23 protein-coding genes are annotated in these 23,949 nt (G+C 71.4%); 10 read left to right on the top strand and 13 right to left on the bottom strand.

The window, feature by feature from the left end:
• The first annotated feature begins 14 nt into the window (after window positions 1-14).
• Entirely contained in the window at window positions 15-1,442 is a 1,428-nt protein-coding gene (gene pyk / locus ACFWVE_RS06595; protein WP_384008866.1) for a pyruvate kinase, read from the top strand.
• Window positions 1,443-1,562: 120 nt separating this feature from the next.
• On the opposite strand, the gene ACFWVE_RS06590 is transcribed toward pyk, so the two are convergent.
• From ACFWVE_RS06590 to ACFWVE_RS06575, 4 genes are all read right to left on the bottom strand, one after another.
• Window positions 1,563-2,942, bottom strand: coding sequence for a hypothetical protein (locus ACFWVE_RS06590; RefSeq protein ID WP_384008863.1), 1,380 nt, complete (start codon window positions 2,940-2,942; stop codon window positions 1,563-1,565).
• Window positions 2,932-3,522 carry a DUF6114 domain-containing protein gene (locus ACFWVE_RS06585; protein WP_384008861.1) on the bottom strand — a complete coding sequence of 197 codons (591 nt, stop codon included), beginning with the start codon at window positions 3,520-3,522 and terminating at the stop codon, window positions 2,932-2,934. The genes ACFWVE_RS06590 and ACFWVE_RS06585 overlap by 11 nt, the downstream gene beginning before the upstream one ends.
• 191 nt (window positions 3,523-3,713) lie before the next feature.
• Window positions 3,714-4,358, bottom strand: a complete 645-nt coding sequence (locus tag ACFWVE_RS06580; RefSeq protein ID WP_384008859.1) for a DUF6230 family protein — start codon at window positions 4,356-4,358, stop codon at window positions 3,714-3,716.
• A 646-nt stretch (window positions 4,359-5,004) separates the two neighbouring features.
• On the bottom strand, window positions 5,005-5,985 hold the full coding sequence (locus tag ACFWVE_RS06575; protein WP_384008857.1) for a tetratricopeptide repeat protein: 981 nt from the start codon (window positions 5,983-5,985) through the stop codon (window positions 5,005-5,007).
• A gap of 286 nt (window positions 5,986-6,271) precedes the next feature.
• Between ACFWVE_RS06575 and ACFWVE_RS06570 the strand changes: the two genes are divergently transcribed.
• Entirely contained in the window at window positions 6,272-6,916 is a 645-nt protein-coding gene (locus ACFWVE_RS06570; protein WP_384008856.1) for a TetR/AcrR family transcriptional regulator, read from the top strand.
• A 60-nt stretch (window positions 6,917-6,976) separates the two neighbouring features.
• Complete coding sequence (locus tag ACFWVE_RS06565) at window positions 6,977-7,288, top strand: DUF397 domain-containing protein (RefSeq protein WP_384008854.1); 312 nt, start codon at window positions 6,977-6,979, stop codon at window positions 7,286-7,288.
• On the opposite strand, the gene ACFWVE_RS06560 is transcribed toward ACFWVE_RS06565, so the two are convergent.
• From ACFWVE_RS06560 to ACFWVE_RS06540, 5 genes are all read right to left on the bottom strand, one after another.
• Window positions 7,285-8,985 (bottom strand): methylmalonyl-CoA mutase, encoded by a 1,701-nt coding sequence (locus ACFWVE_RS06560; protein WP_384008852.1) that lies wholly within the window; start codon window positions 8,983-8,985, stop codon window positions 7,285-7,287. The genes ACFWVE_RS06565 and ACFWVE_RS06560 overlap by 4 nt on opposite strands.
• A gap of 132 nt (window positions 8,986-9,117) precedes the next feature.
• A complete protein-coding gene (locus ACFWVE_RS06555; protein WP_384008850.1) occupies window positions 9,118-9,456 on the bottom strand; it encodes a DUF3817 domain-containing protein in 339 nt (112 codons plus the stop codon).
• 59 nt (window positions 9,457-9,515) lie between these two features.
• Complete coding sequence (locus tag ACFWVE_RS06550) at window positions 9,516-10,025, bottom strand: MarR family winged helix-turn-helix transcriptional regulator (RefSeq protein ID WP_384008848.1); 510 nt, start codon at window positions 10,023-10,025, stop codon at window positions 9,516-9,518.
• 156 nt (window positions 10,026-10,181) lie between these two features.
• Window positions 10,182-10,493, bottom strand: coding sequence for an MTH1187 family thiamine-binding protein (locus tag ACFWVE_RS06545; RefSeq protein WP_384008847.1), 312 nt, complete (start codon window positions 10,491-10,493; stop codon window positions 10,182-10,184).
• Entirely contained in the window at window positions 10,490-10,834 is a 345-nt protein-coding gene (locus tag ACFWVE_RS06540) for a DUF3817 domain-containing protein (protein WP_384008845.1), read from the bottom strand. Before ACFWVE_RS06540 ends, ACFWVE_RS06545 begins: the two co-directional genes overlap by 4 nt.
• A 260-nt stretch (window positions 10,835-11,094) precedes the next feature.
• On the opposite strand from ACFWVE_RS06540, the gene ACFWVE_RS06535 reads away from it, so the two are divergent.
• The 4 genes from ACFWVE_RS06535 to ACFWVE_RS06520 all read left to right on the top strand — a co-directional run bounded on the left by ACFWVE_RS06535 (window position 11,095) and on the right by ACFWVE_RS06520 (window position 13,766).
• Window positions 11,095-11,727 carry an AIM24 family protein gene (locus ACFWVE_RS06535; protein ID WP_384008895.1) on the top strand — a complete coding sequence of 211 codons (633 nt, stop codon included), beginning with the start codon at window positions 11,095-11,097 and terminating at the stop codon, window positions 11,725-11,727.
• Between the two features lies 1 nt (window position 11,728).
• Complete coding sequence (locus tag ACFWVE_RS06530; RefSeq protein ID WP_384008844.1) at window positions 11,729-12,379, top strand: AIM24 family protein; 651 nt, start codon at window positions 11,729-11,731, stop codon at window positions 12,377-12,379.
• A complete protein-coding gene (locus ACFWVE_RS06525; RefSeq protein WP_384008842.1) occupies window positions 12,376-13,188 on the top strand; it encodes an AIM24 family protein in 813 nt (270 codons plus the stop codon). Before ACFWVE_RS06530 ends, ACFWVE_RS06525 begins: the two co-directional genes overlap by 4 nt.
• Before the next feature lie 101 nt (window positions 13,189-13,289).
• Window positions 13,290-13,766, top strand: coding sequence for a MarR family winged helix-turn-helix transcriptional regulator (locus ACFWVE_RS06520; RefSeq protein ID WP_384008840.1), 477 nt, complete (start codon window positions 13,290-13,292; stop codon window positions 13,764-13,766).
• Window positions 13,767-13,778: 12 nt separating this feature from the next.
• On the opposite strand, the gene ACFWVE_RS06515 is transcribed toward ACFWVE_RS06520, so the two are convergent.
• Window positions 13,779-15,314, bottom strand: a complete 1,536-nt coding sequence (locus ACFWVE_RS06515) for a sensor histidine kinase (protein ID WP_384008838.1) — start codon at window positions 15,312-15,314, stop codon at window positions 13,779-13,781.
• Window positions 15,311-15,979: a response regulator transcription factor gene (locus tag ACFWVE_RS06510; protein WP_384008836.1), complete on the bottom strand. Its 669-nt coding sequence runs from the start codon at window positions 15,977-15,979 to the stop codon at window positions 15,311-15,313. Before ACFWVE_RS06510 ends, ACFWVE_RS06515 begins: the two co-directional genes overlap by 4 nt.
• 115 nt (window positions 15,980-16,094) lie before the next feature.
• Between ACFWVE_RS06510 and ACFWVE_RS06505 the strand changes: the two genes are divergently transcribed.
• Window positions 16,095-16,865, top strand: coding sequence for a PepSY domain-containing protein (locus ACFWVE_RS06505; RefSeq protein ID WP_384008834.1), 771 nt, complete (start codon window positions 16,095-16,097; stop codon window positions 16,863-16,865).
• A gap of 65 nt (window positions 16,866-16,930) precedes the next feature.
• Here ACFWVE_RS06505 and meaB read toward each other — a convergent pair whose 3' ends face one another.
• Together meaB and ACFWVE_RS06495 are read right to left on the bottom strand one after the other, a co-directional pair.
• On the bottom strand, window positions 16,931-17,887 hold the full coding sequence (gene meaB / locus ACFWVE_RS06500; protein WP_384008832.1) for a methylmalonyl Co-A mutase-associated GTPase MeaB: 957 nt from the start codon (window positions 17,885-17,887) through the stop codon (window positions 16,931-16,933).
• A 61-nt stretch (window positions 17,888-17,948) separates the two neighbouring features.
• Entirely contained in the window at window positions 17,949-19,190 is a 1,242-nt protein-coding gene (locus ACFWVE_RS06495) for an acetyl-CoA C-acetyltransferase (protein WP_384008830.1), read from the bottom strand.
• A 147-nt stretch (window positions 19,191-19,337) separates the two neighbouring features.
• Between ACFWVE_RS06495 and mce the strand changes: the two genes are divergently transcribed.
• Both mce and scy read left to right on the top strand, forming a co-directional pair.
• Window positions 19,338-19,778, top strand: a complete 441-nt coding sequence (gene mce / locus ACFWVE_RS06490) for a methylmalonyl-CoA epimerase (protein WP_384008828.1) — start codon at window positions 19,338-19,340, stop codon at window positions 19,776-19,778.
• A 272-nt stretch (window positions 19,779-20,050) separates the two neighbouring features.
• On the top strand, window positions 20,051-23,899 hold the full coding sequence (gene scy / locus ACFWVE_RS06485; RefSeq protein WP_384008826.1) for a polarized growth protein Scy: 3,849 nt from the start codon (window positions 20,051-20,053) through the stop codon (window positions 23,897-23,899).
• Window positions 23,900-23,949: the final 50 nt, after the last annotated feature.

Genomic DNA, 23,949 nt, shown 5'->3' with positions numbered 1-23,949 from the left:
GTTAGGATCGCCCCATGCGCCGTTCCAAAATCGTCTGTACTCTCGGCCCCGCGGTCGACTCCCACGAACAGCTTGTCGCTCTGATCGAAGCCGGCATGAACGTGGCCCGCTTCAACTTCAGCCACGGCTCGCACGCCGAGCACCAGGGCAGGTATGACAGGGTCCGTGCCGCCGCCAAGGAGACGGGCAGGGCCATCGGCGTCCTCGCCGACCTCCAGGGCCCGAAGATCCGGCTGGAGACCTTCGCCGAGGGTCCCGTCGAGCTGGTGCGCGGTGACGAGTTCACCATCACCACCGAGGACGTCCCGGGCGACCGGACGATCTGCGGGACGACCTACAAGGGCCTGCCCGGTGACGTGTCCCGCGGCGACCAGGTGCTGATCAACGACGGCAACGTCGAGCTGAAGGTGCTGGACGTCGAGGGCAGCCGGGTCAGGACGATCGTCATCGAGGGCGGTGTCATCTCCGACCACAAGGGCATCAACCTGCCCGGCACGGCCGTGAACGTGCCCGCGCTGTCCGAGAAGGACATCGAGGACCTGCGGTTCGCGCTGCGCATGGGCTGCGACCTGGTCGCCCTGTCCTTCGTCCGGGACGCGAAGGACGTCGCCGACGTCCACCGCGTGATGGACGAGGAGGGCCGCCGGGTGCCCGTCATCGCCAAGGTGGAGAAGCCGCAGGCGGTGGAGAACATGGAGGACGTCGTGATGGCGTTCGACGGTGTGATGGTCGCCCGCGGCGATCTCGCCGTCGAGTACCCGCTCGAGCGGGTCCCCATGGTGCAGAAGCGCCTGATCGAGCTGTGCCGGCGCAACGCGAAGCCGGTGATCGTGGCGACCCAGATGATGGAGTCGATGATCACCAACTCCCGTCCGACCCGCGCCGAGGCCTCCGACGTGGCCAACGCGATCCTGGACGGCGCGGACGCGGTCATGCTGTCGGCCGAGTCGAGCGTGGGCGCGTACCCGATCGAGACCGTGCGGACGATGTCGAAGATCGTCCGGGCGGCCGAGCAGGAGCTGCTGTCCAAGGGCCTGCAGCCGCTGGTGCCCGGCAAGAAGCCGCGTACGCAGGGCGGTTCGGTGGCGCGTGCCGCCGCCGAGATCGCCGACTTCCTCGGCGCCAGGGGTCTGGTGGCCTTCACCCAGTCCGGCGACACCGCCCGCCGGCTGTCCCGTTACCGCGCGGGCCAGCCGATCCTGGCGTTCACCACGGACGAGTCCACCCGCAACCAGCTCGCGCTCAGCTGGGGCGTGGAGTCGCACGTCGTGCCGTTCGTGAACAGCACGGACGAGATGATCGACCTGGTCCAGCAGGAGCTGGTCCGGCTGCAGCGCTTCGACGAGGGTGACATCGTCGTGATCACCGCCGGCTCGCCTCCCGGCGTCCCCGGCACCACCAACATGGTCCGCGTCCACCACATGGGCGGCGCCACCAGCTGACCCGGCCGGCGCGCGCAGCGCGTGTACGGCACCGAGGGCGCCCCCCGTGCCGGGGGGCGCCCTCGGTGTTTCTCCGCGGCTCCCGGAGTGGTCCGTCGGGTGCTCGGGCGACGTACCGGTTCAGGTGACGTACTGGCGCAACCCGGGGATGTGCAGGGTCCCGCCGAACTGGCCGGCCTGCTGCACCGTCACATCCGTGAAGTAGATCAGCGGGATGTTGAGCGGCGGCGGGTTCTCCGGGTCGAAGGTGACCGGGATCAGCCCGAGCAGCTTGCCGGAGATGGACTCCGTGTACATCACGGTCTCGCCGTCACGGATGGTGGACGTCGACCCCTCGGCCGCCTGCACGTGGTGGGTCCTGCCGGACTGCTTGTCCTCGACCGTCTGGTGCAGGTCCCCGATGTCGGTGCCGTCGGAGACGACGTACTTCAGGACCTTCTTGATCTTGCCGCTCGCGGTGCGCACCTCGACGATGCCCTGGTAGTCGGCGCCCTTCAGCAGCAGCGAGCCGGCGTTCAGGAACCACGGGTCCTCGGGCAGCAGGATCTTGTTGTCGACCCCGCCCTCGGCGTCGGTGGCGACCGGACAGTCCTCTGCGCCGGTCGTGGCGCTCTCGGAGGGGCCGGGGCTCGGCGAGGCGGTGGCCTCCGGGGTCGCGGTGGCCTCCGCGGCCTCCGCGGCGGCGTCCTCCGCTCCCTCGGCTGCCTCGTCCGCCTGGCCGGCCGCTTCCCCGGCGGCGTCCTTCACGGCGTCGGCGGCCTTCTCGGCGCCCTTCCCGGCGGACTCCTCCACAGGGTCCGCCTCGTCCCCGGCGGACGCGGAGGCCGACGGGGCGGAGGCCGACGGAGCGGGACTCGCGGTCGCCTCGTCGGTCTGCTTGTCCTTGGGGGTGAGGAGGTCGGTGAGGGAGTCACCGAGCTTCTCCAGAGCGTTGCGCTCGGTCTCCGAGGGCGACGGCTCGGGCTCCTCTGCCCGGTCGCCGGCGGACCCGGAGTCGGCGGGCGCCGCCCCGTCCTTGTCGTCGGAACCTGAATCCGGCGAAGAGGACGAGTCGTCGTCCGTATCCTTGCCCGCGTCCGGGTCCGCGCCGGAGTCCGCACCGGAGTCCTCGGCCGCGTCGCCGCCGGCGGAGGCCGAGGGGCTCGGCCCCGTGGCGGGCTCCTCGTCGTCCGGGGAGGCCGTGTCACTCGCCGAGGCGGACGGGACGGGCGAGGAGGACGCGCCGTCCTCGGAGTCCTCCAGGGCCGCCACGCAGGCCTTGTACTCGTCGGCGGTCAGGCTGTTCGAGAGCGGCTGCTGCTCGTCGGCCTGGGCCAGCGTCGGCGTGAACCCCATGCCCATGAGGACCGCGGTCGGCATCGCCGCGAGGGCTATCGCCTTCCCGGCAGGCATGTGGAACCTGGTGAACAGCGGCTTCCTGGGGGCCGCGTGGCGCGGCCCCTTTCTCTCCGGGGCGGACGCCGCGGCAGCGCTCGGGGCTCGGGTCTCGTCAGCCGACACGGTGCCCCCTGTCGTGGTCCTCGATCCGGGCGTCGTCCGCCTCCCCGGGCCCGCCGGTCCCGTACGGAGGATGCGGCCGCTCCGTCCCGGTGCCCTCGGGAGCGCCCTCGGGGGTGTCCTTCTGTGCGCCGTTCCCGGAGGGCCCGCCGGGGAACCTCCAGCGCCCGCCCGCCTCGGCCTGCGGCTTGTCCGGCACCCAGGAGAGAGCCAGCGCACCGCCGACCAGCGCGAGCAGGAAGCCGACCACGAAGCCACCTATGTTGGAGACCACCAGGGACACCAGGGCCAGAAGGATCGACGCCACACCGGCGAAGATGCGAGTGACCTGCTGGAACCACATGGTCAGTCCCAGCGTGATCAGCAGGACACCGATGATCAGGGAGCCCGCGCCGGCGGTCGTCGCCATGGCGATCGACATGTGGCCCAGTTTCAGCGTGGCGTAGGGGAAGTAGGCGATGGGCACCCCGCCGAACAGGGTGAACAGGCCCGCCCAGAACGGCCGGTGGCCCCGCCAGTCACGGAATCGCAGACGCAGCCGGGTGAAGGTCCCGACGCTCTGGACCGGAGTCTCGGCACTCATGGAAAACAGCTCCCTGGTCCGGTGAAGGTACATACCGGCTCGGCCTGGGGGTGGAGAAGCCGGAAAGTCTGAGTCTGTGCAAACACCCGGACACGAGGCACCGGGCTGGGTGTGCGGGGCGGGGAAGCGACTGCTTCCCCGCCCCCACTCGGCCGCTCAGCCGGCCGAGGACGGCTCCGGAACGGAGACCGTCAGTAGCACTCCATCTTGGGGTCCGCGCCCAGACGCATCTTCAGGCCGCTGAGCTTGAACGTCCCTGCCGTGGTCGCCCACGCCGTCTGCTTGACGCCGTAGAGGTCGGCCTTCTCCGCCTGCTGGGCGAAACCGCCCGGCAGGAAGTTCTCGCCTTCCTTCACCGCGGGGCCACGGCTCTTGTCCTTGATCGCAACACCGATGTCGATGTTGGTGAAGGTCGCGTCGGCGTCGAGCTGGGCGACGTCGATGTAGAGGTTCTTGGCCTCGACCTTGTTCTCTTCGTTCGGACCCGCCTCCAGACGGAGGTAGACCGTCTTCCCTATGACGGGAATCTCCGTCTTGACGGACTGGCACATCTTGGTGATCTCGGCCGTGTCGAACGACGAGATCGCCACCGGGACCTGCGTCTGCTTGTCACCCTTGGTCGATGTGTAGACGGTGTCGATACCGCCGTACTGGGCGAAGCCCCATCCCTCGAGATGCTGGGCCGTCACCTTGAACTGCTGACCGGAGACGCTGAACGACGCCGCGAGGGCACCCTGCGCCAGGCCGACACCCACCGCGGCCGTGGCGACCACGCTGGGCACCATGACCACGGCGAACCGCTTCCATCTGGTCCCGCCACGCACCTGGGACTCCATATTTCCTCCTTCTCGGACGTACATCTCCTGCTCCGACGCGCCGCCAGTGGGCGGACGGCCGGGCAGGGATGGGAGAAGTGCTACGTCCTCGGGAAGGGGAGCGCCGCACTCGGCAGCGCACGAAGCGTCCGAATCACCGGCGATCACCCCCGAGCGACAACCACTGGTCGCGCCTGACACGCATCACGCACAACCTGCTGGACAGGCTTCGCCGAACAAGCGAAGACCCCCCTGTCCGAGAACCGGCTCCACTGCCACCGGTTCTGCTCGGTGGGGACCCAGGGCGCCCGCGTCCCGACCGGATGTCGGGGTACGGGCAATGGACCGAGCGTCGCCGATCGTGGTGCATTCTCGCCGCCCGCACAAGGGGGTTCATTACTTGCCAGTAACGGCCGGGCGACCAGGGGGCGACACGCCGGCACCGGACGGCGACCCTCGGTGTCCCGAGGAGGGCTCGCAAAGCGGTTGATCGCTGGATGGAATGCGACAGACCCACAAGGGCGACTTACTCGCAGTAACAGCGGCCGCGATTACCAAGTTTTGGTAAAACGCGGCCGCATCGGCCCCCTTCGGCCATTCCTTCACTCGGGCATCACTTGTCCGGAAGCCGTCTTCGGGCGGCCGGAAACCAGGTGCCCGCCCCGCTCTAGAACAGGGCGCGCGCCAGCGCCCGACGCGCCGCGACGACCCGCGGATCCTCGGCGCCGACCACCTCGAACAGCTCCAGCAGCCGCACCCGTACGGCGTCACGGTCGTCGCCCGCCGTACGCGCCACCGTCTCGATGAGCCGGCCGAAGGCGTCCTCCACATGGCCGCCCACCAGGTCCAGGTCGGCGGCGACGATCTGCGCCCGGACGTCCTTGGGCCTGCCGGCGGCGTCCGCGCGCACCTGCTGCGGGTCCAGGCCCTGCACCCGGTGGAGCAGTTCGGCCTGGGCGAGGCCCAGCTGGGCCTCCGGGTTGCCCGGGTCGTCGACGAGCACGTTCTTGTACGCCTGGATCGCGCCGTCCAGGTCACCGGCGTCCAGCGCCCGCACCGCGGCCTCCAGCAGGGCGTCGTACGGGCCGACGGGCTCCGCGGCCTCCGGGGCCGCGCCGCCGCCCCCGGGCACGGCGTCGGGATCGACGGTGAGCCCGGTCAGGCCGAACCGCTCCTCGGCGACCTGCACCAGCTGGTCCAGGGTCTGGCGGATCTGCGCCTCGCCGGCGGCCCCCTGGAAGAGCGGCAGCGCCTGTCCGGCCACCACCGCGAACACCGCCGGGATGCCCTGGATCCCGAACTGCTGCATCAGCATCTGATTGGCGTCGACGTCGATCTTGGCGAGCAGGAAGCGCCCGTTGTACTCGACGGTGAGGCGCTCCAGGACGGGGCTCAGTTGCTTGCAGGGCTCGCACCACTCGGCCCAGAAGTCGATGACGACCGGGACCTCGGCGGACCGCTGCAGGATCTCGCTCTCGAAGCCGGCCTCGTCGACGTCGATGACGAGGTCGGCCGGGGAGACGGCACCCCCGCCGCCCTGCCGGACCGATTCAGCGCGGGCCTGCTCCGCCTTCGTCTTGGCCTCTTGGGCCGCCTTCACCGCGGCGAGGTCGACGACTCCGCTCATGGACATGTTCCGTGGCTGCATGCGCCCATCCTCCCCCGTACCCCGCGTGTCTGCGAAAAGCATCCGGAAAACCGGTACGTCCGGGCACTGTTGGCCGCCGTACCGTCGCGCCGTACTGTCGGGCGCCGGGTCCCCACCCCGCGCCGGTGGTCGTCGCTCGAGCGTGTGGGCCCGACGGGGCGGCCACGCTTTCGCTACGGGTCGTAGCGTAATACGACACGGAGTGTGCGGAACAGCACACCCCGGTGATCTCCCTCACGGCCGCACCCGCACGGATCCGCACGGAAACCGCGGTTATGGTCGTGCGATGCGCACCCGCACGCCCGCCGGCCGCACCGGCCGCCCGCGCAGCGCCGCCGCCGACGCCGCGATCCTGGCCGCCACGCGGGAGGCGCTGGCCGAGCTGGGGTGGTCCGGGCTCACCCTGGGGGACGTGGCGAGCCGCGCGGGAGTCGCCAAGACGACCCTCTACCGGCGCTGGGCGGGCAAGAACGAACTGGTCGTGGACGCGGTCGCCGAACTCTTCGACGCACTCGAACTCCCCGACCGCGGCGGCAGCCTCGCCGCCGACATCGAGAACGTGGTGCTCCAGTTCGCGGCCCTGCTGTCCCGTCCGGAAGCCGGAAGCGGACTGATGGCGGTGGTCGCGGAGTCCACCCGCGACGAGGCCCTGCGCGAACGCATCCGCGTCTCGATCGTCGAACGGCAGAAGCACCTGGTCCACACCGGCCGGGCCCGCGCCCAGGACCGGGGCGAGCTGCCGCCGGAGCCGGACCCGCGGGAGGCGGCCCGCACCGTGGGCCTGATCTTCGACATGGTGGCCGGCGCGGTGGTCCACCGCACGCTGGTCAGCGGCCGGCCGGTGGACGAGACGTGGGTGCACGACTTCACCCGCGTCCTGCTCACGGGCCTGACGGGTGCCACAACCGCCGACAACCCCACATGGCCATAACGGCGCGGAAGAGGTCCTGGGCAACACAGGCGCGCCGCGTAAGGCAGCATGGACCGCCGGGTGGCCGCGCGTCCGAAGCGGCAGCAGCCGCTGGACCGGAAGCCGCCCCCCGCGTTCGGCTTCGTCATCGAGCAAGCGCTCATCGAGCGCGCGACAGGTGGCGACGGCGACTGCCTCGAAGTCACCGCCCGTCCCACCACGGTCCATGTCCGAACCTCCGAGGACAGGCGCGGCCCGCGGCTCGCTCTCTCCCCCCGGTGCGTGGACCGGCTTCGTCTCGTACGCCATGCCGGTCCGATCCCCCGCAGGAGTCTGGTGCAGCGCCGCAATCCGGCACCGCACCAGTCCTCGCGCGACGAGCCGGCCGGCTAGAAGCCCGCCGGCTCCGTGTACACCCCCCATTCGTCGCGCAGTACGTCACAGATCTCGCCGAGGGTGGCCTCCGCGCGGACGGCGTCCAGCATCGGCTCGATCATGTTGGCGCCGGAACGGGCCGCGTCGAGCATCGCGGCCAGGGCAGTGCGTACCGCCGCGTCGTCGCGGGCGGCCCTGCGCTCGCCGAGGGTGCGGACCTGCTCGCGTTCCACCTCGTGGCTGACCCGCAGGATCTCCAGGTCACCGGTGACCGAGCCGGTGTGGACGTTGACGCCGACGACCCTCTTGTCGCCCTTCTCCAGGGACTGCTGGTAGCGGAACGCCGACTCGGCGATCTCGCCGGTGAACCAGCCGTCCTCGATGCCGCGCAGGATGCCGGAGGTGATGGGGCCGATGGGGTGCCGGCCGTCGGGGTGGGCGCGCAGGCCGCGCTCCTTGATCTGTTCGAAGATCTTCTCGGCGTCGGCCTCGATCCGGTCCGTCAGCTGTTCGACGAACCAGGAACCGCCGAGCGGGTCGGCCACGTTGGCGACGCCGGTCTCCTCCATGAGCACCTGCTGGGTGCGCAGCGCGATCTCGGCGGCCTGTTCGCTGGGCAGCGCGAGGGTTTCGTCCAGGGCGTTGGTGTGCAGGGAGTTGGTCCCGCCGAGCACGGCGGCGAGGGCCTCGACGGCGGTGCGTACGACGTTGTTGTACGGCTGCTGGGCGGTCAGCGAGACGCCCGCGGTCTGGGTGTGGAAGCGGAGCCACTGCGCCTTCTCGCTCTTCGCGCCGTACACGTCCCGCATCCAGCGGGCCCAGATGCGGCGCGCGGCGCGGAACTTGGCGATCTCCTCGAAGAAGTCGAGGTGCGCGTCGAAGAAGAAGGACAGGCCGGGGGCGAACACGTCCACGTCGAGCCCGCGGCTGAGCCCCAGCTCCACGTACCCGAAGCCGTCCGCCAGCGTGTACGCCAGCTCCTGGGCGGCCGTGGAACCGGCCTCGCGGATGTGGTAGCCGGAGACGGAGAGCGGCTTGTAGGCGGGGATGCCGGCCGCGCAGTGCTCCATCAGGTCGCCGATCAGGCGCAGATGCGGCTCGGGCGTGAAGAGCCACTCCTTCTGGGCGATGTACTCCTTGAAGATGTCCGTCTGCAGGGTGCCGTTGAGCACGGCGGGGTCCACGCCCTGGCGCTCCGCGGCGACGAGGTACATGCAGAAGACGGGCACGGCCGGCCCGCTGATCGTCATCGAGGTCGTCACGTCCCCGAGCGGGATGTCCTTGAACAGGGCCTCCATGTCGGTGGCCGAGTCGATGGCCACCCCGCAGTGCCCGACCTCGCCCAGGGAGCGCGGGTCGTCGGAGTCGCGACCCATGAGCGTGGGCATGTCGAAGGCGACGGACAGTCCGCCGCCGCCGTTGCCCAGGATCATCCGGTAGCGCTCGTTGGTCTGCTCGGCGTTCCCGAACCCGGCGAACTGCCGGATCGTCCAGGTACGCCCCCGGTAGCCGGTCGGATACAGGCCGCGGGTGAAGGGGTACTCACCGGGCCAGCCGATCCGCTCGAACCCCTCGTAGGCGTCCCCGGGCCGGGGCCCGTACACCGGCTCCACGGGGTCGCCGGAGAGCGTGGTGAAGTCCGCGTCGCGCTTGCGTGCGGCGTCGTACCGGGCCTGCCAGCGACGGCGGCCCTCCTCGATGGCGTCAGCATCCATACCTTCGAATTTACTAGGACGTCCTAGTAAATGTCGATGGCTCACCGCCGCACACTGCTCCGTACGACGGTAAGGCTCAGCGAGGGCGCGGGACCGGGATCCCTTGTGACGCCCGGCCGTGACGCCCGGTGACTACGCCTGGGCGGTCGCGGGCGCGTCGGCGGCGGACGCCGACTCCAGCTCGCGGGAGATCCGGCGCTCGACGAAGAAGGCGGCCGTCGGGACGGTACCGGCCAGCAGCACCCAGATCTGCTTCTTGACCGGCCACTTCAGCTTGGAGCCGAGGTCGAAGGCGAAGACCAGGTACAGGATGTACAGCCAGCCGTGGGCGATGCTGACGACCTGCGTGAAGTCGGCCGCGCCGTCCATCTCGAGCGCGTACTTGCCGATCATGCCGATGGTCAGCGCGACGAGCAGGACACCGGTGACATAGGCCATGACCCGGTAGCGGGTCAGCACGCTTCGCTTCATGGCGTCGAGCGTAACGGTCCGTTCCGGCGGGTCCCGGACCGGGTCCGGGATGCCGTCGCTCACTTCCCCTCGAAGTCCCCGGCGGCGAGGCGCAGCGGCCGGAGCATCGCGAAGAGCTCCGTGCACTCCGCGGCGTCGTAGGCGCCGAGGCCGAAGTCCATCGCCATCAGGTCGGCGGTGGCGGCCTCGACGACCTCACGCCCCTTGTCGGTGATGCTCGCCAGGGTGCCGCGGCCGTCGTTGGGGTTGGGGCGCTTGCCGACCAGGCCCGACCGCACCAGCCGGTCCACGGTGTTCGTCACGGACGTGGGGTGCACCATGAGCCGCTCGCCGATCTTGGACATCGGCAGCTCACCGGACTTCGAGAAGGTCAGCAGCACCAGCGCCTCGTACCGCGCGAAGGTGAGCCCGTACGGCTTGACGACCGCGTCGACCTCGGCCAGCAGGATCTGGTGGGCGCGCATGACCGAGGTGATCGCGGCCATGGACGGCACGCTCCCCCAGCGCTGCTTCCAGAGTTCGTCGGCACGGGCGATGGGATCGAACGAGAGACTGAGCGGCTTCGACACGCAGCAGACCCTATCGGCCGGTCACATGCCGGTCAGCTCCGTCTCGCCCTTCGATCGGTGCCGGTGGTGGACGGCCGGGGGCGCGCACTCCGTCCGCCACCGCGGCAGCCCAAAACCTCCCCGGGCTGCCGCGGTGGTGTCCAGGGCCACCGTCCGCTACGCGCTCTTGCCGGCGCCCCGGCCCAGGTGCCGCTCGACGGTGTCGACCTTGGAGGTGAGGCCGTCCTCGACCCCGGGGCGGATGTCCGCCTTGAGGACCAGGGAGACCCGCGGGGCGCGTGCCTCGACGGCGGCCACGGCGCGCCTCACGACGTCCATCACCTCGTCCCAGTCGCCCTCGACCGAGGTGAACATGGCGTCGGTGCGGTTCGGCAGTCCGGACTCGCGGACCACCCGCACGGCGTCGGCGACGTATTCCCCCACGTCCTCGCCCACGCCGAGGGGTGTCACGGAGAAGGCGACGATCACGCGCTCACGGCCCCTTCCGTGCGCGCGCGGGAGGCGGTCACCGCGTCCTCGGCCTCACGCTTGAGCCGGCGCTCGGCGAAGAAGCCGCCGGTGGGCAGGACCGACATCAGGAAGTAGAAGGCGGCGGTCTTCAGCGTCCACTTGGCGCGGTTCCAGGCGTCGGCCCAGAAGAGCGCGTACACGACGAAGAGGAATCCGTGGATCGCGCCCAGCGCCGGAACGGCGTTGAACTCCGTGGTCCGCTTCAGGACCGAGGCGACGAGCAGCAGCAGGAACGAGATCGCCTCGGGGCCCGATACCAGGCGGAGGCGGCGGAGGGCACTGGCGGTCTTGAGGTCCACGGATCACCTTCGGGGGGAGAGACAGCGGTGTCTACGGGTCGTACCGGGCCGGGCGGCCCGATCGTCCTGTGCCTGACGGTTTGTGAACGCATGCACAAGCGTCCGCCCATTGTGGCAAACACCGTCCGCGGCCGATGGAGGGGGTACGGGTTCGACGCAGGGCGGGTCCTGGGTCCGCCCTAGGGGAATCTTCAGGGTGCGTGTCCCCCGACAGGACCTGTTCCGGGGGCAGGGCTGCGGTTACCGTCGCACACGTGGCGATGTTCCGACTTCAGAGCAGCAAGGTGCTCGCCGTCGAGATGACCGGGGACGCCGTCAAGGCGAAGAACGGCTCGATGGTCGCGTACGACGGCGACATGGCGTTCAGGAAGCTCAGCGGCGGCGGTGACGGGATCCGGGGGATGGTGACCCGGCGGCTGGCCGGTGAGCAGATGACGGTGATGGAGGTGAAGGGGCACGGGGTCTGCTGGTTCGCGGACCGTGCCGCCGAGATCAACCTGGTCGGCCTTCAGGGGGACACCCTCTACGTGGAGTCGAGCAACCTGCTGGCGACCGACGGCGGCCTGCGCACGGGGACGGGCTTCACCGGCCTGCGCGGCGCCTCGCAGGGCAACGGACTGTTCACCACCACCGTCGAGGGCCACGGCCAGGCGGCGATCATGTCGGACGGTCCCGCGGTGGTGCTCCGGGTCGCCCCGCAGTACCCGCTGACCGTCGACCCCGGCGCGTACGTGGCCCACCAGGGGAGTCTTCGCCAGTCCCTCCAGTCCGGGGTGACGTTCCGCACGCTGCTCGGGGAGGGCGGCGGCGAGGCGTTCCAGATGCGGTTCGAGGGCGACGGGCTGGTGTACGTCCAGCCCAGTGAGCGGAACACGATCGCGGGAGACGTCTGACATGCCCTTCCAGGAGATCAACTCGAAGGTCGTCGAGGCGACCGTGGTACCCGGCCGGCGGCTGTTCAGCCAGCGGGGCGCGATGCTCGCCTACCGCGGCGAGGTCGGCTTCACCCCCAGCACGACGGGCGGCCAGGGCGGGCTCCGCTCGATGATCGGCCGGCGGGTGGCGGGCGAGGACACGCCCCTGATGACCGTCGAGGGCAACGGCACGGTCCTGTTCGGGCACGGAGGCCACCACATCCAGGTGATCGACCTCTCCGGGGACACCCTGTACGTGGAGGCGGACCGCCTGCTGGCGTTCGAGGGCACGCTGGAGCAGGGCACGATGTTCCTGGGCTCGCAGGGCGGGGTGATGGGCATGGTCCGGGGCCAGGTCTCCGGGCAGGGCCTGTTCACCACCACGCTCAAGGGGCACGGCTCCGTGGCGGTCATGGCGCACGGGGGTGTGATCGAGATCCCGATCACGCCGCAGCGCCCGATCCACGTCGATCCGCAGGCCTACGTCGCCCATCACGGCGACGTCCGCAACAGGCTGTCCACCGCGCTCGGCTGGCGGGACATGGTGGGGCGCGGCTCCGGCGAGGCGTTCCAGCTGGAGCTCAGCGGCAGCGGCGCGGTGTTCGTCCAGGCCTCGGAGGAAAAACTGTGAGTACGTACGGGATCCCGGGCGCGGGCCCGCAGCCGGGCGTGACGGTCTTCGACCCGACGACGCTGCCGTCCGACGACAACGTCGATCACTACACCTTCTGCGTGGAGCTCGCGGGGAGCCGGTGGTTCCTGCAGAAGGGGAAGATGATCGCCTACTACGGCACGATCGAGTTCAACGGCATCGGGCACGGCCGGCTCGACCGGATGGTCCGTACGTCGTTTCATTCGCCTCTGCACGCGAGCGACTGGGTCGTGGCGGAGGGCTCGGGCAAGATGCTCCTCGCCGACCGGGCGTTCGACGTGGATTCGTATGACCTCGAGGACGGCAACCTGACCATTCGCTCGGGCAATCTGCTCGCTTTTCAGCCAAGTCTGTCGCTGAAGCAGTCGATCGTGCCGGGTTTCCTGACGCTCATCGGAACCGGAAAATTCGTGGCCGCGTCCAACGGCCCGGTGGTGTTCATGGAACCCCCGCTCCGGGTGGACCCGCAGGCGCTGGTCGGGTGGGCGGACTGCCCCTCCCCGTGCCACCACTACGACCACGGGTACATGACCGGCGTCATGGGTGGTCTACGTGCGCTGACGGGCCTCGGCGGGGCCTCCGGCGAGGAGCACCAGTTCGAGTTCGTGGGGGCCGGCACCGTACTGCTGCAGTCGTCCGAGTCGCTGATGCCGGAGCAGTCCACGGGGGCCACTCCGCAGCAGCCGGGAGTGCCCGGCGGCGGGGCGCCCGGAGCACACGGACAGGGCGCGGGGGCACCGCGTCTTCCCGGACAGCTGGGAGACCTCCAGCGTCGCTTCGGTCTGTGAGCGGTAGTCTGCGGAGTGTGACATCGAACGCGTGCACGCCGTCACCGTCACAGGGAAACCCTCACTAGTTCGCCTTTCAACTTCTTAGGTAGACTTCATTCATGGAGACCGAGACGGCCACGCGCTGGCTGACCAATGCGGAGCAGTGCGCCTGGCGCACCCACCTGGAGGTCAACAGGCTGTTGACGTACCAGCTCGAAAAGGATCTGCAGCCCTTCGGCCTGACAATGAACGACTACGAGATCCTGGTGAACCTCTCCGAGTCGGAGGACCGCCGGATGCGGATGAGCGACCTCGCCGCCGCCACCCTCCAGTCCAAGAGCCGCCTCTCGCACCAGGTCACCCGTATGGAGAACGCGGACCTGGTCCGGCGGGAGAACTGCGAGTCCGACCGGCGCGGCCTCTTCGCCGTCCTCACCGACCTCGGCATGGAGACCATGCAGGAGGTCGCGCCGCATCACGTGGCGTCGGTCCGCCGGCACTTCATCGACCTGCTCTCCCCCGAGGCCCTCGGCGAGCTGGACAAGGCCCTGAAGCCCATCGCCGAGCACCTGCGCGGAGAGCGCGGGCGTTTCTGACGCGCCCGCCCCTCAGGCGAGCGGCAGGCGAAGTTCGAACAGGGCTCCGCCCGCCGGAGCCGCACCCGCCGTGAGTGTCCCGCCGTGCCGTACCGCGACGTCCCGCGCGATGGCGAGGCCCAGACCGGCCCCGCCGTCGTCGCGGCTGCGGGCGGCGTCCAGCCGGACGAACCGCTCGAAGATCCGCTCCCGGTCGGCCTCGGCCACCCCGTCGCCGTCGTCGGCGACCCCGAGCACCGCCCAGTCGCCCTCCCGGCGCACGGTCACCGAGACCGTCCCGCGGGCGTGCCGGCGTCCGTTGTCGAGCAGGTTGCCGAGCACCCGGGCCAGCTGCCCCCGCGACCCGGTCACCTCCGCCGCCTCCCCCGGCGCCACGTCCACGGTCACCCCCGTGCGTCCCGCCGCCTCCTCGCGGGCCAGCGCGGCCAGGTCGACCCGCGCGTCGACGGGCCGCTCCCCCGCGTCCAGGCGGGCGAGCAGCAGCAGGTCGGCGGCGAGGTGCTGGAGCCGCACGGTGTCCTCGACGGCGCCGTCCAGGTCGAGGAGTTCGGGGTGCGCTGCGGCCACCTCCAGCTGGGTGCGCAGGGAGGCGATCGGGCTGCGCAGCTCGTGCGAGGCGTCGGCGACGAATCGCCGCTGACGCCCCACGGACGCCTCCAGGGCGGCGAGCGTCTCGTTGGTGGTGCGGGCGAGCCGGGCGATCTCGTCATGGGTCGCCGGTTCCGGGACCCGGCGCGTGAGGTCCTCGGACGCGGTGATCGCCGCCATCTCCTCGCGGATACCGGCGACCGGACGCAGGGCACGCCCGGTGACCACCCAGGTCATCCCGGCGACCAGCGCCGCCAGCAGCGGGAAGCCGATCAGCATCACGGTCAGCGCGGTGCGTACGGCGCTGTGTTCGGCGGCCAGCGGGGCACCCGCGTGGACGGTGAGCAGGCCCCGCTCGTGGGTCCGCACGTCGACGGCCGCGAAGCGGTAGTCCGCGGTCTCGTCGTCCAGGGTCGCGGCACCGCTGGCGAAGGTGGTCTGCCCGCTGGTCTCGCCGGGGGCGAGGGACGGTTCGGACTCGCCGGAGTCCTCCGGGGCGGCAGGGCTCCGCGGAGCCTCGGTGTCGTCATCGCCGTCGTCATCGCCGTCGTCGTCATCGTCATCGTCGTCGTCGCGGGCCGGGGCCGACGGCGGGGGGGACGCCGACGCGGAGGGCGAGGGCGAAGGGGAGGACGACGGGCGGGGCTCGACCTGGTCGGTGGTCGTGCCGGTGATCCACCGCAGGTCCTCGGTGGCCGCGACGAGGTTCCCGTCCCCGTCGACGACCTGCACGGGCCCGGTCTCGCCGTCCAGCCCGGACAGCTGGTCGTACGGGGTCCGCGCGGCGAGTTCGGCGGCGACCGCCCGCGCCGTGCGCTCCGCCTGGGTGCCCGCCTCGGCGGTCAGGTTGGAGCGCAGCGCCTGCAGGACCGCGGCACCGGTGACCACGAGGGCCACCACGACCACGAGGGTGGCGCCGAGCGTCGCCCGGGAGCGGACCGAGCCGAACAGGCGGGTCATGGCGCGGTCTCCAGCCGGTACCCGGCGCCGCGCACGGTCCGGATCAGCCCGGCGCGCAGCTTGCGGCGCAGGGCGCTGACGTAGACCTCGACGATGTTCGGGTCGCCCTCGTAGGCGAAGTCCCAGACGTGCTCCAGGATCTCCGGCTTGGACACCACCTCGCCGGCCCGCAGCACCAGCTGCTCGAGCACGGAGAACTCCTTGGCGGTGAGCGTCACCTCGTCCTCGGCCAGGAAGACCCGGCGGGCGGCGGTGTCCACCTTCAGGTCCCCGAGCACATGCAGCGGCGAGGCCCCGGCGCCCTGCCCCCGGCGGCGCAGCAGCGCCTTCACCCGGGCGACGAGGACGACGTAGGAGAACGGCTTGGTGAGGTAGTCGTCGGCGCCGGTGTCCAGGCCCTCGGCCTCGTCGTACTCACCGTCCTTGGCGGTGAGCATCAGGATCGGCACGTCGTGTCCGGCGGCGCGCAGGGCGGCGCAGACGCGGTAGCCGTTGAGGCCGGGCAGCATGATGTCGAGGATCACGAGGTCGTACGCGCCCTCCGTGGCCCGGTGCAGGCCCTCCCGGCCGTCGTGGACGACGTCCACGGCGTATCCCTCGGCGGTCAGACCCTTCGCGAGGGACAGGGCCAGCCGCTTCTCGTCCTCCACGATCAACAGGCGCATCGGTCCAGGGTGGCAGAGCGAACCTGAAGATCACTTCAGGCGGTTTCAGGTTCCTCTCAGCATCGATCGGCGAGATTGAGGACGTCGAAAGCACAGCGACTGGGGAGGAACCCACATGAAGCGCAACATCGTGATCGCCGTCGTCACCGCCGCGGCACTGGTCGGTGGAGGCACCGCGACGGCCATCGCGGTCTCGGGGGACGACGAGCCGACGGCCACGAACCAGGTGGAGACGCGGGGATCGGACGACGACGACCGGAACGACGCCGACCGGGACGACCGGCACGACGACGACGGCGGTGACGACGACCGCGACGACCGCGAGGACCTGGACGACGACGACTCCCGGGCGCTCTCCGCCGACGTGACCGCGGCCGAGGCCGTCGCCGCCGCGCTGAAGCACCGGTCGGGCACCGCGGTCTCCGTCGAGATGGACGACGACGATGACGACGACCACCGCGGCAGGGCGGCCTGGGAGGTCGACATCCTCGGCGGCGGCGACGCCCGGCACAGCGTGTGGATCGACCCGGGCAGCGGCAAGGTCCTGGGCTCGGAGCGGGACAACGACGATGACGACGACACCGCCGAAGTGCGCGCCGCGCTGAAGGACACGTCGGTGACGGCAGGGGAGGCCGCGAAGGCGGCGGCCGCCAAGGGCACCGTGACGTCGGTGGACCTGGACGACGACGACACCAAGGGCTGGGAGGTCGGGACGGTCACCGACGGCGGGGACGACCGGGAGGTGCTGATCGGCCTGAACAGCGGCAAGGTCACCGCGGACGACGACTCGGACGGCCGCGACGACGACGGCCGGGACGACCGTGACGACCGGGACGACCGGGACGACCGGGACGACAACGGTGCCGACGGCCGCGACGACCGCTGAGCGGAGTTATGAGCAGGTCTCCGGACCGCCCCCTTCACGTGGTCCCCCGCCGGCCCGGCCCCGCCTCAGCCCCGCGTCAGCCCCGCCACCAGTTCGTCCGCCGCGCGGTACGGATCCAGCTCGCCGCCGATGATCCGTTCCGCCAGCGCGCCCAGGCGCCGGTCGCCGTGCAGGTCGCCGATGCGCTCCCGCAGGGTCGTGACGGCGATCGTCTCGACCTCGCGGGCCGCGCGGGCCAGCCGGCGCTCCGCCAGGATCCCGTGCTCCTCCATCCACGCGCGGTGCTTCTCCAGAGCCTCGACGACCTCGTCGACGCCCTCCCCGCGCGAGGCGACGGTCTTGACGATCGGGGGCCGCCAGTCACCGGGGGCGCGGGACTCACCGAGGCCCAGCATGTGGTTCAGCTCGCGGGCGGTGGCGTCGGCGCCGTCGCGGTCGGCCTTGTTGACGACGTAGACGTCGCCGATCTCCAGGATTCCGGCCTTGGCCGCCTGGATCCCGTCGCCCATGCCGGGCGCGAGGAGCACCACCGACGTGTCGGCCTGGGAGGCGATCTCCACCTCCGACTGACCGACGCCGACCGTCTCCACCAGGACCACGTCGCAGCCGGCCGCGTCCAGGACGCGGATGGCCTGCGGCGCGGACCAGGCGAGACCACCCAGGTGACCGCGGGTCGCCATGGAACGGATGTAGACGCCGGGGTCGGATGCGTGCTCCGACATCCGGACCCGGTCGCCGAGCAGCGCGCCGCCGGAGAACGGCGAGGACGGGTCGACGGCCAGGACGCCGACCCGCTTGCCCTGCCTGCGGTACGCGCTCACCAGCGCCGAGGTGGACGTCGACTTGCCGACGCCCGGCGAACCGGTCAGACCGACCACGTACGCGTTGCCGGTCAGCGGCGCCAGGGCCGCCATGACCTCCCTCAGCTGCGGGGACGCCCCCTCCACCAGGGAGATCAGCCGGGCCACGGCACGCGGCGCGCCCTCCCTGGCCCGTGCCACCAGAGTGGAGACGTCCTGCATCACTGCTCCGTTCACAAGTAAGACCCGTCGAGACCTACGGACGAAAGGGACGATGGTCGGCTCAGGCCTTGGGTACCCGCACGATCAGCGCGTCACCCTGCCCGCCGCCGCCGCACAGCGCCGCCGCGCCGATGCCGCCGCCGCGCCGCTTCAGCTCCAGCGCCAGGTGCAGCACCAGCCGGGCGCCGGACATCCCGATCGGGTGCCCCAGGGCGATGGCACCGCCGTTGACGTTCACCTTTTCCGTGGACACTCCGAGGTCCTTCATCGACTGCACGGCCACCGCCGCGAAGGCCTCGTTGATCTCGACGAGGTCCAGGTCGGACACCTCGAGGCCCTCCTTCTTGAGGGCGTGGGCGATCGCGTTGGACGGCTGCGACTGCAGGGAGTTGTCGGGTCCCGCCACGTTGCCGTGGGCACCGATCTCGGCGATCCACTCGAGGCCCAGCTCCTGCGCCCTGGCCTTGCTCATCACGACCACGGCCGCCGCACCGTCCGAGATCTGCGAGGAGGAACCGGCGGTGATCGTGCCGTCCTTGGCGAAGGCGGGGCGCAGCTTGCCCAGCGACTCGGCGGTGGTGTCGGCGCGGATGCCCTCGTCCCGGCTGAAGAGGACCGGGGCGCCCTTGCGCTGCGGGATCTCGACGGGGGTGATCTCCGCCTCGAAGATGCCGTTCCTCTGCGCTGCGGCGGCCCGCTGGTGGGACAGGGCGGCGATCTCGTCCTGCTCCGGGCGGCCGATGCCGAGGCGGGTGTTGTGCTTCTCGGTGGACTCGCCCATGGCGACGTTCTCGAAGGAGTCGGTCAGACCGTCGTACGCCATGGCGTCGATCATCTGGACCGCGCCGTACTTGAAGCCCTCCCGGGACTTCGGCAGCAGGTGCGGGGCGTTGGTCATGGACTCCTGGCCGCCGGCGACGACCACGTCGAACTCGCCGGCCCGGATCAGCTGGTCGGCCAGCGCGATCGCGTCGAGGCCGGACAGGCACACCTTGTTGACGGTGAGCGCCGGGACGTTCATCGGGATGCCGGCCTTGGCGGCGGCCTGACGCGCCGGGATCTGCCCTGCCCCGGCCTGGAGCACCTGCCCCATGATCACGTACTGGACCTGGTCGCCGCCGATCCCCGCACGGTCGAGGGCGGCCTTGATCGCGAAGCCGCCGAGGTCGGCTCCGGAGAAGGACGTGAGCGAGCCGAGCAGCCGGCCCATCGGGGTCCGGGCACCCGCGACGATGACGGACGTCGTGCCGTTCGCCGCGGACGATGTGGATGGTGCGGACGTTTCGGAAGATGCGGAAGCCATGAGCTGCGATCCCCTTCCGGCTGCACAGCCGAGGAGTGAACGAGGGTTTACTTCGAATGTACTGAGCTGCGGTCCGCCCCGTCATCGGGCCGTCGGTGTGATCGCGCGCACGTTGCGTAACCGCCCCGGTAACGCTCCACTGATTCCATGCTGACGCGAATCGACCACATCGGAATCGCCTGCCACGACCTCGACGCGACCGTGGAGTTCTACCGGGCCACCTACGGCTTCGAGGTGTTCCACTCCGAGGTCAACGAGGAGCAGGGCGTGCGCGAGGCCATGTTGAAGATCAACGAGACCTCGGACGGAGGCGCCTCCTACCTCCAGCTGCTGGAACCGACCCGGGAGGACTCCACCGTCGCGAAGTGGCTCGCGAAGAACGGCGAGGGGGTCCACCACATCGCTTTCGGTACGGCGGACGTCGACGCCGAGGCCACCGCGATCAAGGACAAGGGGGTACGTGTCCTGTACGAAGAGCCCCGACGCGGCTCCATGGGGTCACGAATCACCTTCCTGCACCCCAAGGACTGCCATGGCGTACTGACAGAACTGGTCACTTCGGCGCCAGTTGAGTCACCTGAGCACTGACCCACGTACATAAGGGCCGGTAGGGTTGGGTGCGGTCGCCGCTCGATCCAGGGCGATCGGGTCCTGCCGTCAGAAGGGTGACGACTGCCTCCGTTCGGGTGAGCGTCGCCGGCCTTGACAGCAGGACGTACCGGGGTCCGGGTTTCGGGGGCGAGCGCGGGGTCGGCGGCGCATGTTCCTCCGTTGATCTGACACCATTCCCCGGGGGTCCCGTTCGGCGGATGGACGGGACTCGGCCAGAGTTGCGACCAGGGGACGGATGGGACCGCGCAGTGCGGGGCTACGAGAGCCAGGAGCGAGATCCGGCGGCTGACGTCGACCACCTCTCTCGGTTCGAAGCCGAGATGAAGCGGCTGAAGACCGAGCGGGAAAAGGCGATCCAGCACGCCGACGACCTCGGCTACCAGGTCGAGGTGCTGCGCGCCAAGCTGCACGAGGCGCGGCGCACCATCATGTCCCGGCCCGCCTACGAGGGCGGTGACCTCGGCTACCAGGCCGAGCAGCTGCTGCGCAACGCGCAGGTGCAGGCCGACCAGCTCCGCGCGGACGCCGAACGCGAGCTGAGCCAGGTCCGGGCGCAGACCCAGCGGATCCTCCAGGAGCACGCCGAGCAGGCGGCCCGGCTCCAGGCCGAGCTGCACCAGGAGGCGGTGACCCGGCGCCAGCAGCTCGACCAGGAGCTGGCGGAGCGCAGGCAGACCGTCGAGTCGCACGTCAACGAGAACGTGGCGTGGGCCGAGCAGGTGCGGGCCCGTTCCGAGCAGCAGGCCCGCCGGCTCCTCGACGAGTCCCGCGCGGAGGCCGAGCAGGCCCTGGCAGCCGCCCGCGCGGAGGCCGAGCGGGTGACCGCCGAGGCCCGTCACCGGCTGCGCAGCGAGGCCGAGGCCGCCCGCACGGAGGCCGACCAGACGCTGCGCCGGGCCCGCGCGGACGCCGAGCGGTTGCTGAACGCCGCCTCCACGCAGGCGCAGGAGGCCACCGACCACGCCGAGCAGCTGCGGACGTCGACGGCCAGCGAGTCGGAGTCCGCCCGCCGCGAGGCCCAGGAGCTCGCCAAGGCCGCCGAGCAGCGCATGACGGACGCCGAGGAGGCGTTGCGCGCGGCCCGCGCCGAGGCGGACAAGGTGCTCGCCGAGGCGAAGGAGGCCGCGTCGAAGGCGCTGGCCTCCGCCGAGTCCGCCAACGAGACCCGTACGCGCACGGCCAAGGAGCAGGTCGCCCGGCTGGTCACCGAGGCCACCAAGGAGGCCGAGACCACCAAGGCGGACGCCGAGCAGATCGTCGCCGACGCCCGCGCGGAGGCGGAGAAGATCGTCGCGGAGGCCTCCGAGAGGGCCCGTACGCTCACCGCCGAGGAGAGCGCCACCCAGTTGTCGAAGGCGGCCCGGACCGCCGAGGACGTGCTCAACAAGGCGTCGGAGGAAGCCAAGCGGACCACCAGGGAGGCGGCCGAGGAGGCCGTGCGGATCCGCCGGGAGGCCGAGGCCGAGGCGGACCGGCTGCGGGCCGAGGCGCACGACATCGCCACGCAGCTCAAGGGCGCGGCGAAGGACGACACCAAGGAGTACCGGGCCAAGACGGTCGAGCTCCAGGAGGAGGCCCGCCGGCTGCGCGGCGAGGCCGAGCACCTGCGCGCCGACGCGGTCGCCGAGGGCGAGAAGATCCGCGCGGAGGCCCGTAAGCAGGCCGTGTCGCAGATCGAGGAGGCCGCCCGGTCCGCCGAGGAGCTGCTGGCCAAGGCGAAGGCGGACGCCGACGAGCTGCGTTCCACCGCGCAGACGGACAGCGAGAAGGTCCGTACCGAGGCCATAGAGCGCGCCACGGCGCTGCGCCGGCAGGCCGAGGAGACGCTGGAGCGCACCCGCAAGGAGGCGGAGCGGCACCGCGCGGACGCCGTCGAGCAGGCCGACGCGCTCAAGGAGGACGCCGAGCGGGCCGCGCGCGAGGTCCACGAGGAGGCCGAGCGGACCGTCGCCGCGCGCCGCGCGGAGGCCGCCGAGGAGCTGACCCGGCTGCACACGGAGGCCGAGGAGCGGATCGCCTCGGCCGAGCAGGCGCTGAGCGACGCCCGCGAGGAGGCGGCCCGTATCCGCCGGGAGGCGGCGGACGAGGCCGAGCGGCTGCGCACCGAGGCGGCGGAGCGGGGCCGTGCGCTCCGGCAGGAGGCACAGGCGGAGGCGGAGCGGCTGCGCGACGAGGCCGCGGCGGACGCGTCGGCCTCCCGCGCGGAGGGCGAGTCCGTGGCCGTGCGGCTGCGGTCGGAAGCCGCGGCGGAGGCGGAGCGGCTGAAGTCGGAGGCGCAGGACGGCGCCGACCGGATGCGGGCCGAGGCACTGGCCGCCGCCGAGCGGCTCGGCGCGGAGGCGCAGGAGACGCTGGCGGTCGCGCAGGAGGAGGCCGCCCGGCGCCGGCGCGAGGCCGAGCAGCTGCTGGGCGCGGCCCGCACGGAGGCCGACCAGGAACGCGAACGGGCCCGGGAGCAGAGCGAGGAACTGCTGGCGTCCGCCCGCAAGCGGGTGGAGGAGGCACAGGCCGAGGCCGTACGGCTGGTCGGGGAGGCAGACCGGCGCGCCACCGAGATGGTGTCGGCGGCCGAGCAGCACGCCCAGCAGGTACGGGACTCGGTCACCGGGCTGCACGAGCAGGCACAGGACGAGATCACCGGGCTGCGCCAGGCCGCCGAGCACACGGCGGACCGCACGCGCCGCGAGGCGCAGGAGGAGTCGGAGCGGGTCCGGGCCGATGCCTACGCGGAGCGGGAGCGGGCCGGCGAGGACGCGGGCCGGCTGCGGCGCGAGGCGCAGGAGGAGACGGAGGCCGCCAAGGCGCTCGCCGAGCGCACGGTGTCCGAGGCGATCACCGAGGCGGAGCGGGTCCGTTCGGAGGTCTCCGAGCACACCCGGCGGATGCGTACGGAGGCGTCGGACGCGGTCGCCGAGGCCGAGCAGACCGCGGCGCGCACCCGCGCCGAGGCCCGGGAGGACGCCAACCGGATCCGTTCGGACGCGGCGGCCCAGGTGGACACCCTGATCACCGAGGCGCGCGGCGAGGCGGAGCGGCTCACCGCGGAGACGGCCGCGGAGACCGACCGGCTGCGCACGGAGTCGGTGGCCAAGGCCGAGAAGCTGATCGCGGACGCGTCCGGCGACGCGGAGCGGCTGCGGGCCGAGGCGTCCCAGACGGTCGGTTCGGCGCAGCAGCACGCGGAGCGGGTCCGTACCGATTCCGCGCGGCTCAAGGCCGACGCGGAGCGGGAGGCGGACCGGATGCTGACATCCGCGCGCGAGGAGGCCGAGCGCACCCTCGACGAGGCCCGCAAGGACGCCAACAAGCGGCGTTCGGAGGCGGCCGAGCAGGTCGACACCCTCATCACGGAGACCGCCGCCGAGGCGGACAAGCTGCTCACCGAGGCGCAGCAGCAGGCGCAGAAGACCACCGCGGACGCGGAGGCCCAGGCCGACTCGATGGTCGGCGCTGCCCGTGCCGAGGCGGACCGGCTCGTCTCCGAGGCGACGGTCGAGGGCAACTCCCGGGTGGAGAAGTCCCGTACGGACGCGGACGAGCTGCTGATCGGGGCCCGCCGGGACGCGACCCGCACCAGGGAGCGTGCCGAGGAGCTGCGGGACCGGATCACCAGGGAGATCGAGGAGCTGCACGAACGGGCCCGCCGTGAGGCGTCCGAGACGATGAAGTCCACCGGCGACCGCTGCGACGCGCTGATCAAGGCGTCCGAGGAGCAGCTGGCCAAGGCGCAGGCGAAGGCCAAGGAGATCGTGTCCGAGGCCAACTCCGAGGCGGGCAAGGTGCGTATCGCCGCGGTGAAGAAGGCCGAGGGTCTCCTGAAGGAGGCCGAGCAGAAGAAGGCCGCGCTGGTCAAGGAGGCCGAGGAGCTGAAGGCCGAGGCGGTCCGCGAGGCGCGGGCCACGGTCGAGGAGGGCAAGCGCGAGCTGGAGGTCCTGGTGCGGCGGCGCGAGGACATCAACGTCGAGATCTCACGCGTGCAGGACGTCCTGGAGGCACTGGAGTCGTTCGAGGCGCCTGGCGGCGGCAAGGACAACGGGGTGAAGGCGGCCGCGGCGGCCGGTACGCCCGGCCAGCGGAGCAAGTCTTCGGACAGTTAGGGCTTCTCGTGACGAACCGGGTAAAATCCTTCGAGGGTGAGTGAAATCCC

This window comes from Streptomyces sp. NPDC058632 (genome assembly GCF_042717095.1).
In the GTDB taxonomy this organism is placed as follows: Bacteria; Actinomycetota; Actinomycetes; order Streptomycetales; family Streptomycetaceae; genus Streptomyces.
This window is presented reverse-complemented; position numbering and strand designations above follow the sequence as displayed.

Excerpts from the sequence above, each read along its gene's own strand:
- pyk (WP_384008866.1), top strand. The coding sequence starts at position 15 with ATGCGCCGTTCCAAAATCGTCTGTACTCTCGGCCCCGCGGTCGACTCC.
- ACFWVE_RS06585 (WP_384008861.1), bottom strand. The coding sequence starts at position 3,522 with ATGAGTGCCGAGACTCCGGTCCAGAGCGTCGGGACCTTCACCCGGCTG.
- ACFWVE_RS06580 (WP_384008859.1), bottom strand. The coding sequence starts at position 4,358 with ATGGAGTCCCAGGTGCGTGGCGGGACCAGATGGAAGCGGTTCGCCGTG.
- ACFWVE_RS06575 (WP_384008857.1), bottom strand. The coding sequence starts at position 5,985 with ATGCAGCCACGGAACATGTCCATGAGCGGAGTCGTCGACCTCGCCGCG.
- ACFWVE_RS06570 (WP_384008856.1), top strand. The coding sequence starts at position 6,272 with ATGCGCACCCGCACGCCCGCCGGCCGCACCGGCCGCCCGCGCAGCGCC.
- ACFWVE_RS06560 (WP_384008852.1), bottom strand. The coding sequence starts at position 8,985 with ATGGATGCTGACGCCATCGAGGAGGGCCGCCGTCGCTGGCAGGCCCGG.
- ACFWVE_RS06555 (WP_384008850.1), bottom strand. The coding sequence starts at position 9,456 with ATGAAGCGAAGCGTGCTGACCCGCTACCGGGTCATGGCCTATGTCACC.
- ACFWVE_RS06535 (WP_384008895.1), top strand. The coding sequence starts at position 11,095 with ATGTTCCGACTTCAGAGCAGCAAGGTGCTCGCCGTCGAGATGACCGGG.
- ACFWVE_RS06530 (WP_384008844.1), top strand. The coding sequence starts at position 11,729 with ATGCCCTTCCAGGAGATCAACTCGAAGGTCGTCGAGGCGACCGTGGTA.
- ACFWVE_RS06520 (WP_384008840.1), top strand. The coding sequence starts at position 13,290 with ATGGAGACCGAGACGGCCACGCGCTGGCTGACCAATGCGGAGCAGTGC.
- ACFWVE_RS06515 (WP_384008838.1), bottom strand. The coding sequence starts at position 15,314 with ATGACCCGCCTGTTCGGCTCGGTCCGCTCCCGGGCGACGCTCGGCGCC.
- ACFWVE_RS06510 (WP_384008836.1), bottom strand. The coding sequence starts at position 15,979 with ATGCGCCTGTTGATCGTGGAGGACGAGAAGCGGCTGGCCCTGTCCCTC.
- ACFWVE_RS06505 (WP_384008834.1), top strand. The coding sequence starts at position 16,095 with ATGAAGCGCAACATCGTGATCGCCGTCGTCACCGCCGCGGCACTGGTC.
- meaB (WP_384008832.1), bottom strand. The coding sequence starts at position 17,887 with ATGCAGGACGTCTCCACTCTGGTGGCACGGGCCAGGGAGGGCGCGCCG.
- ACFWVE_RS06495 (WP_384008830.1), bottom strand. The coding sequence starts at position 19,190 with ATGGCTTCCGCATCTTCCGAAACGTCCGCACCATCCACATCGTCCGCG.
- mce (WP_384008828.1), top strand. The coding sequence starts at position 19,338 with ATGCTGACGCGAATCGACCACATCGGAATCGCCTGCCACGACCTCGAC.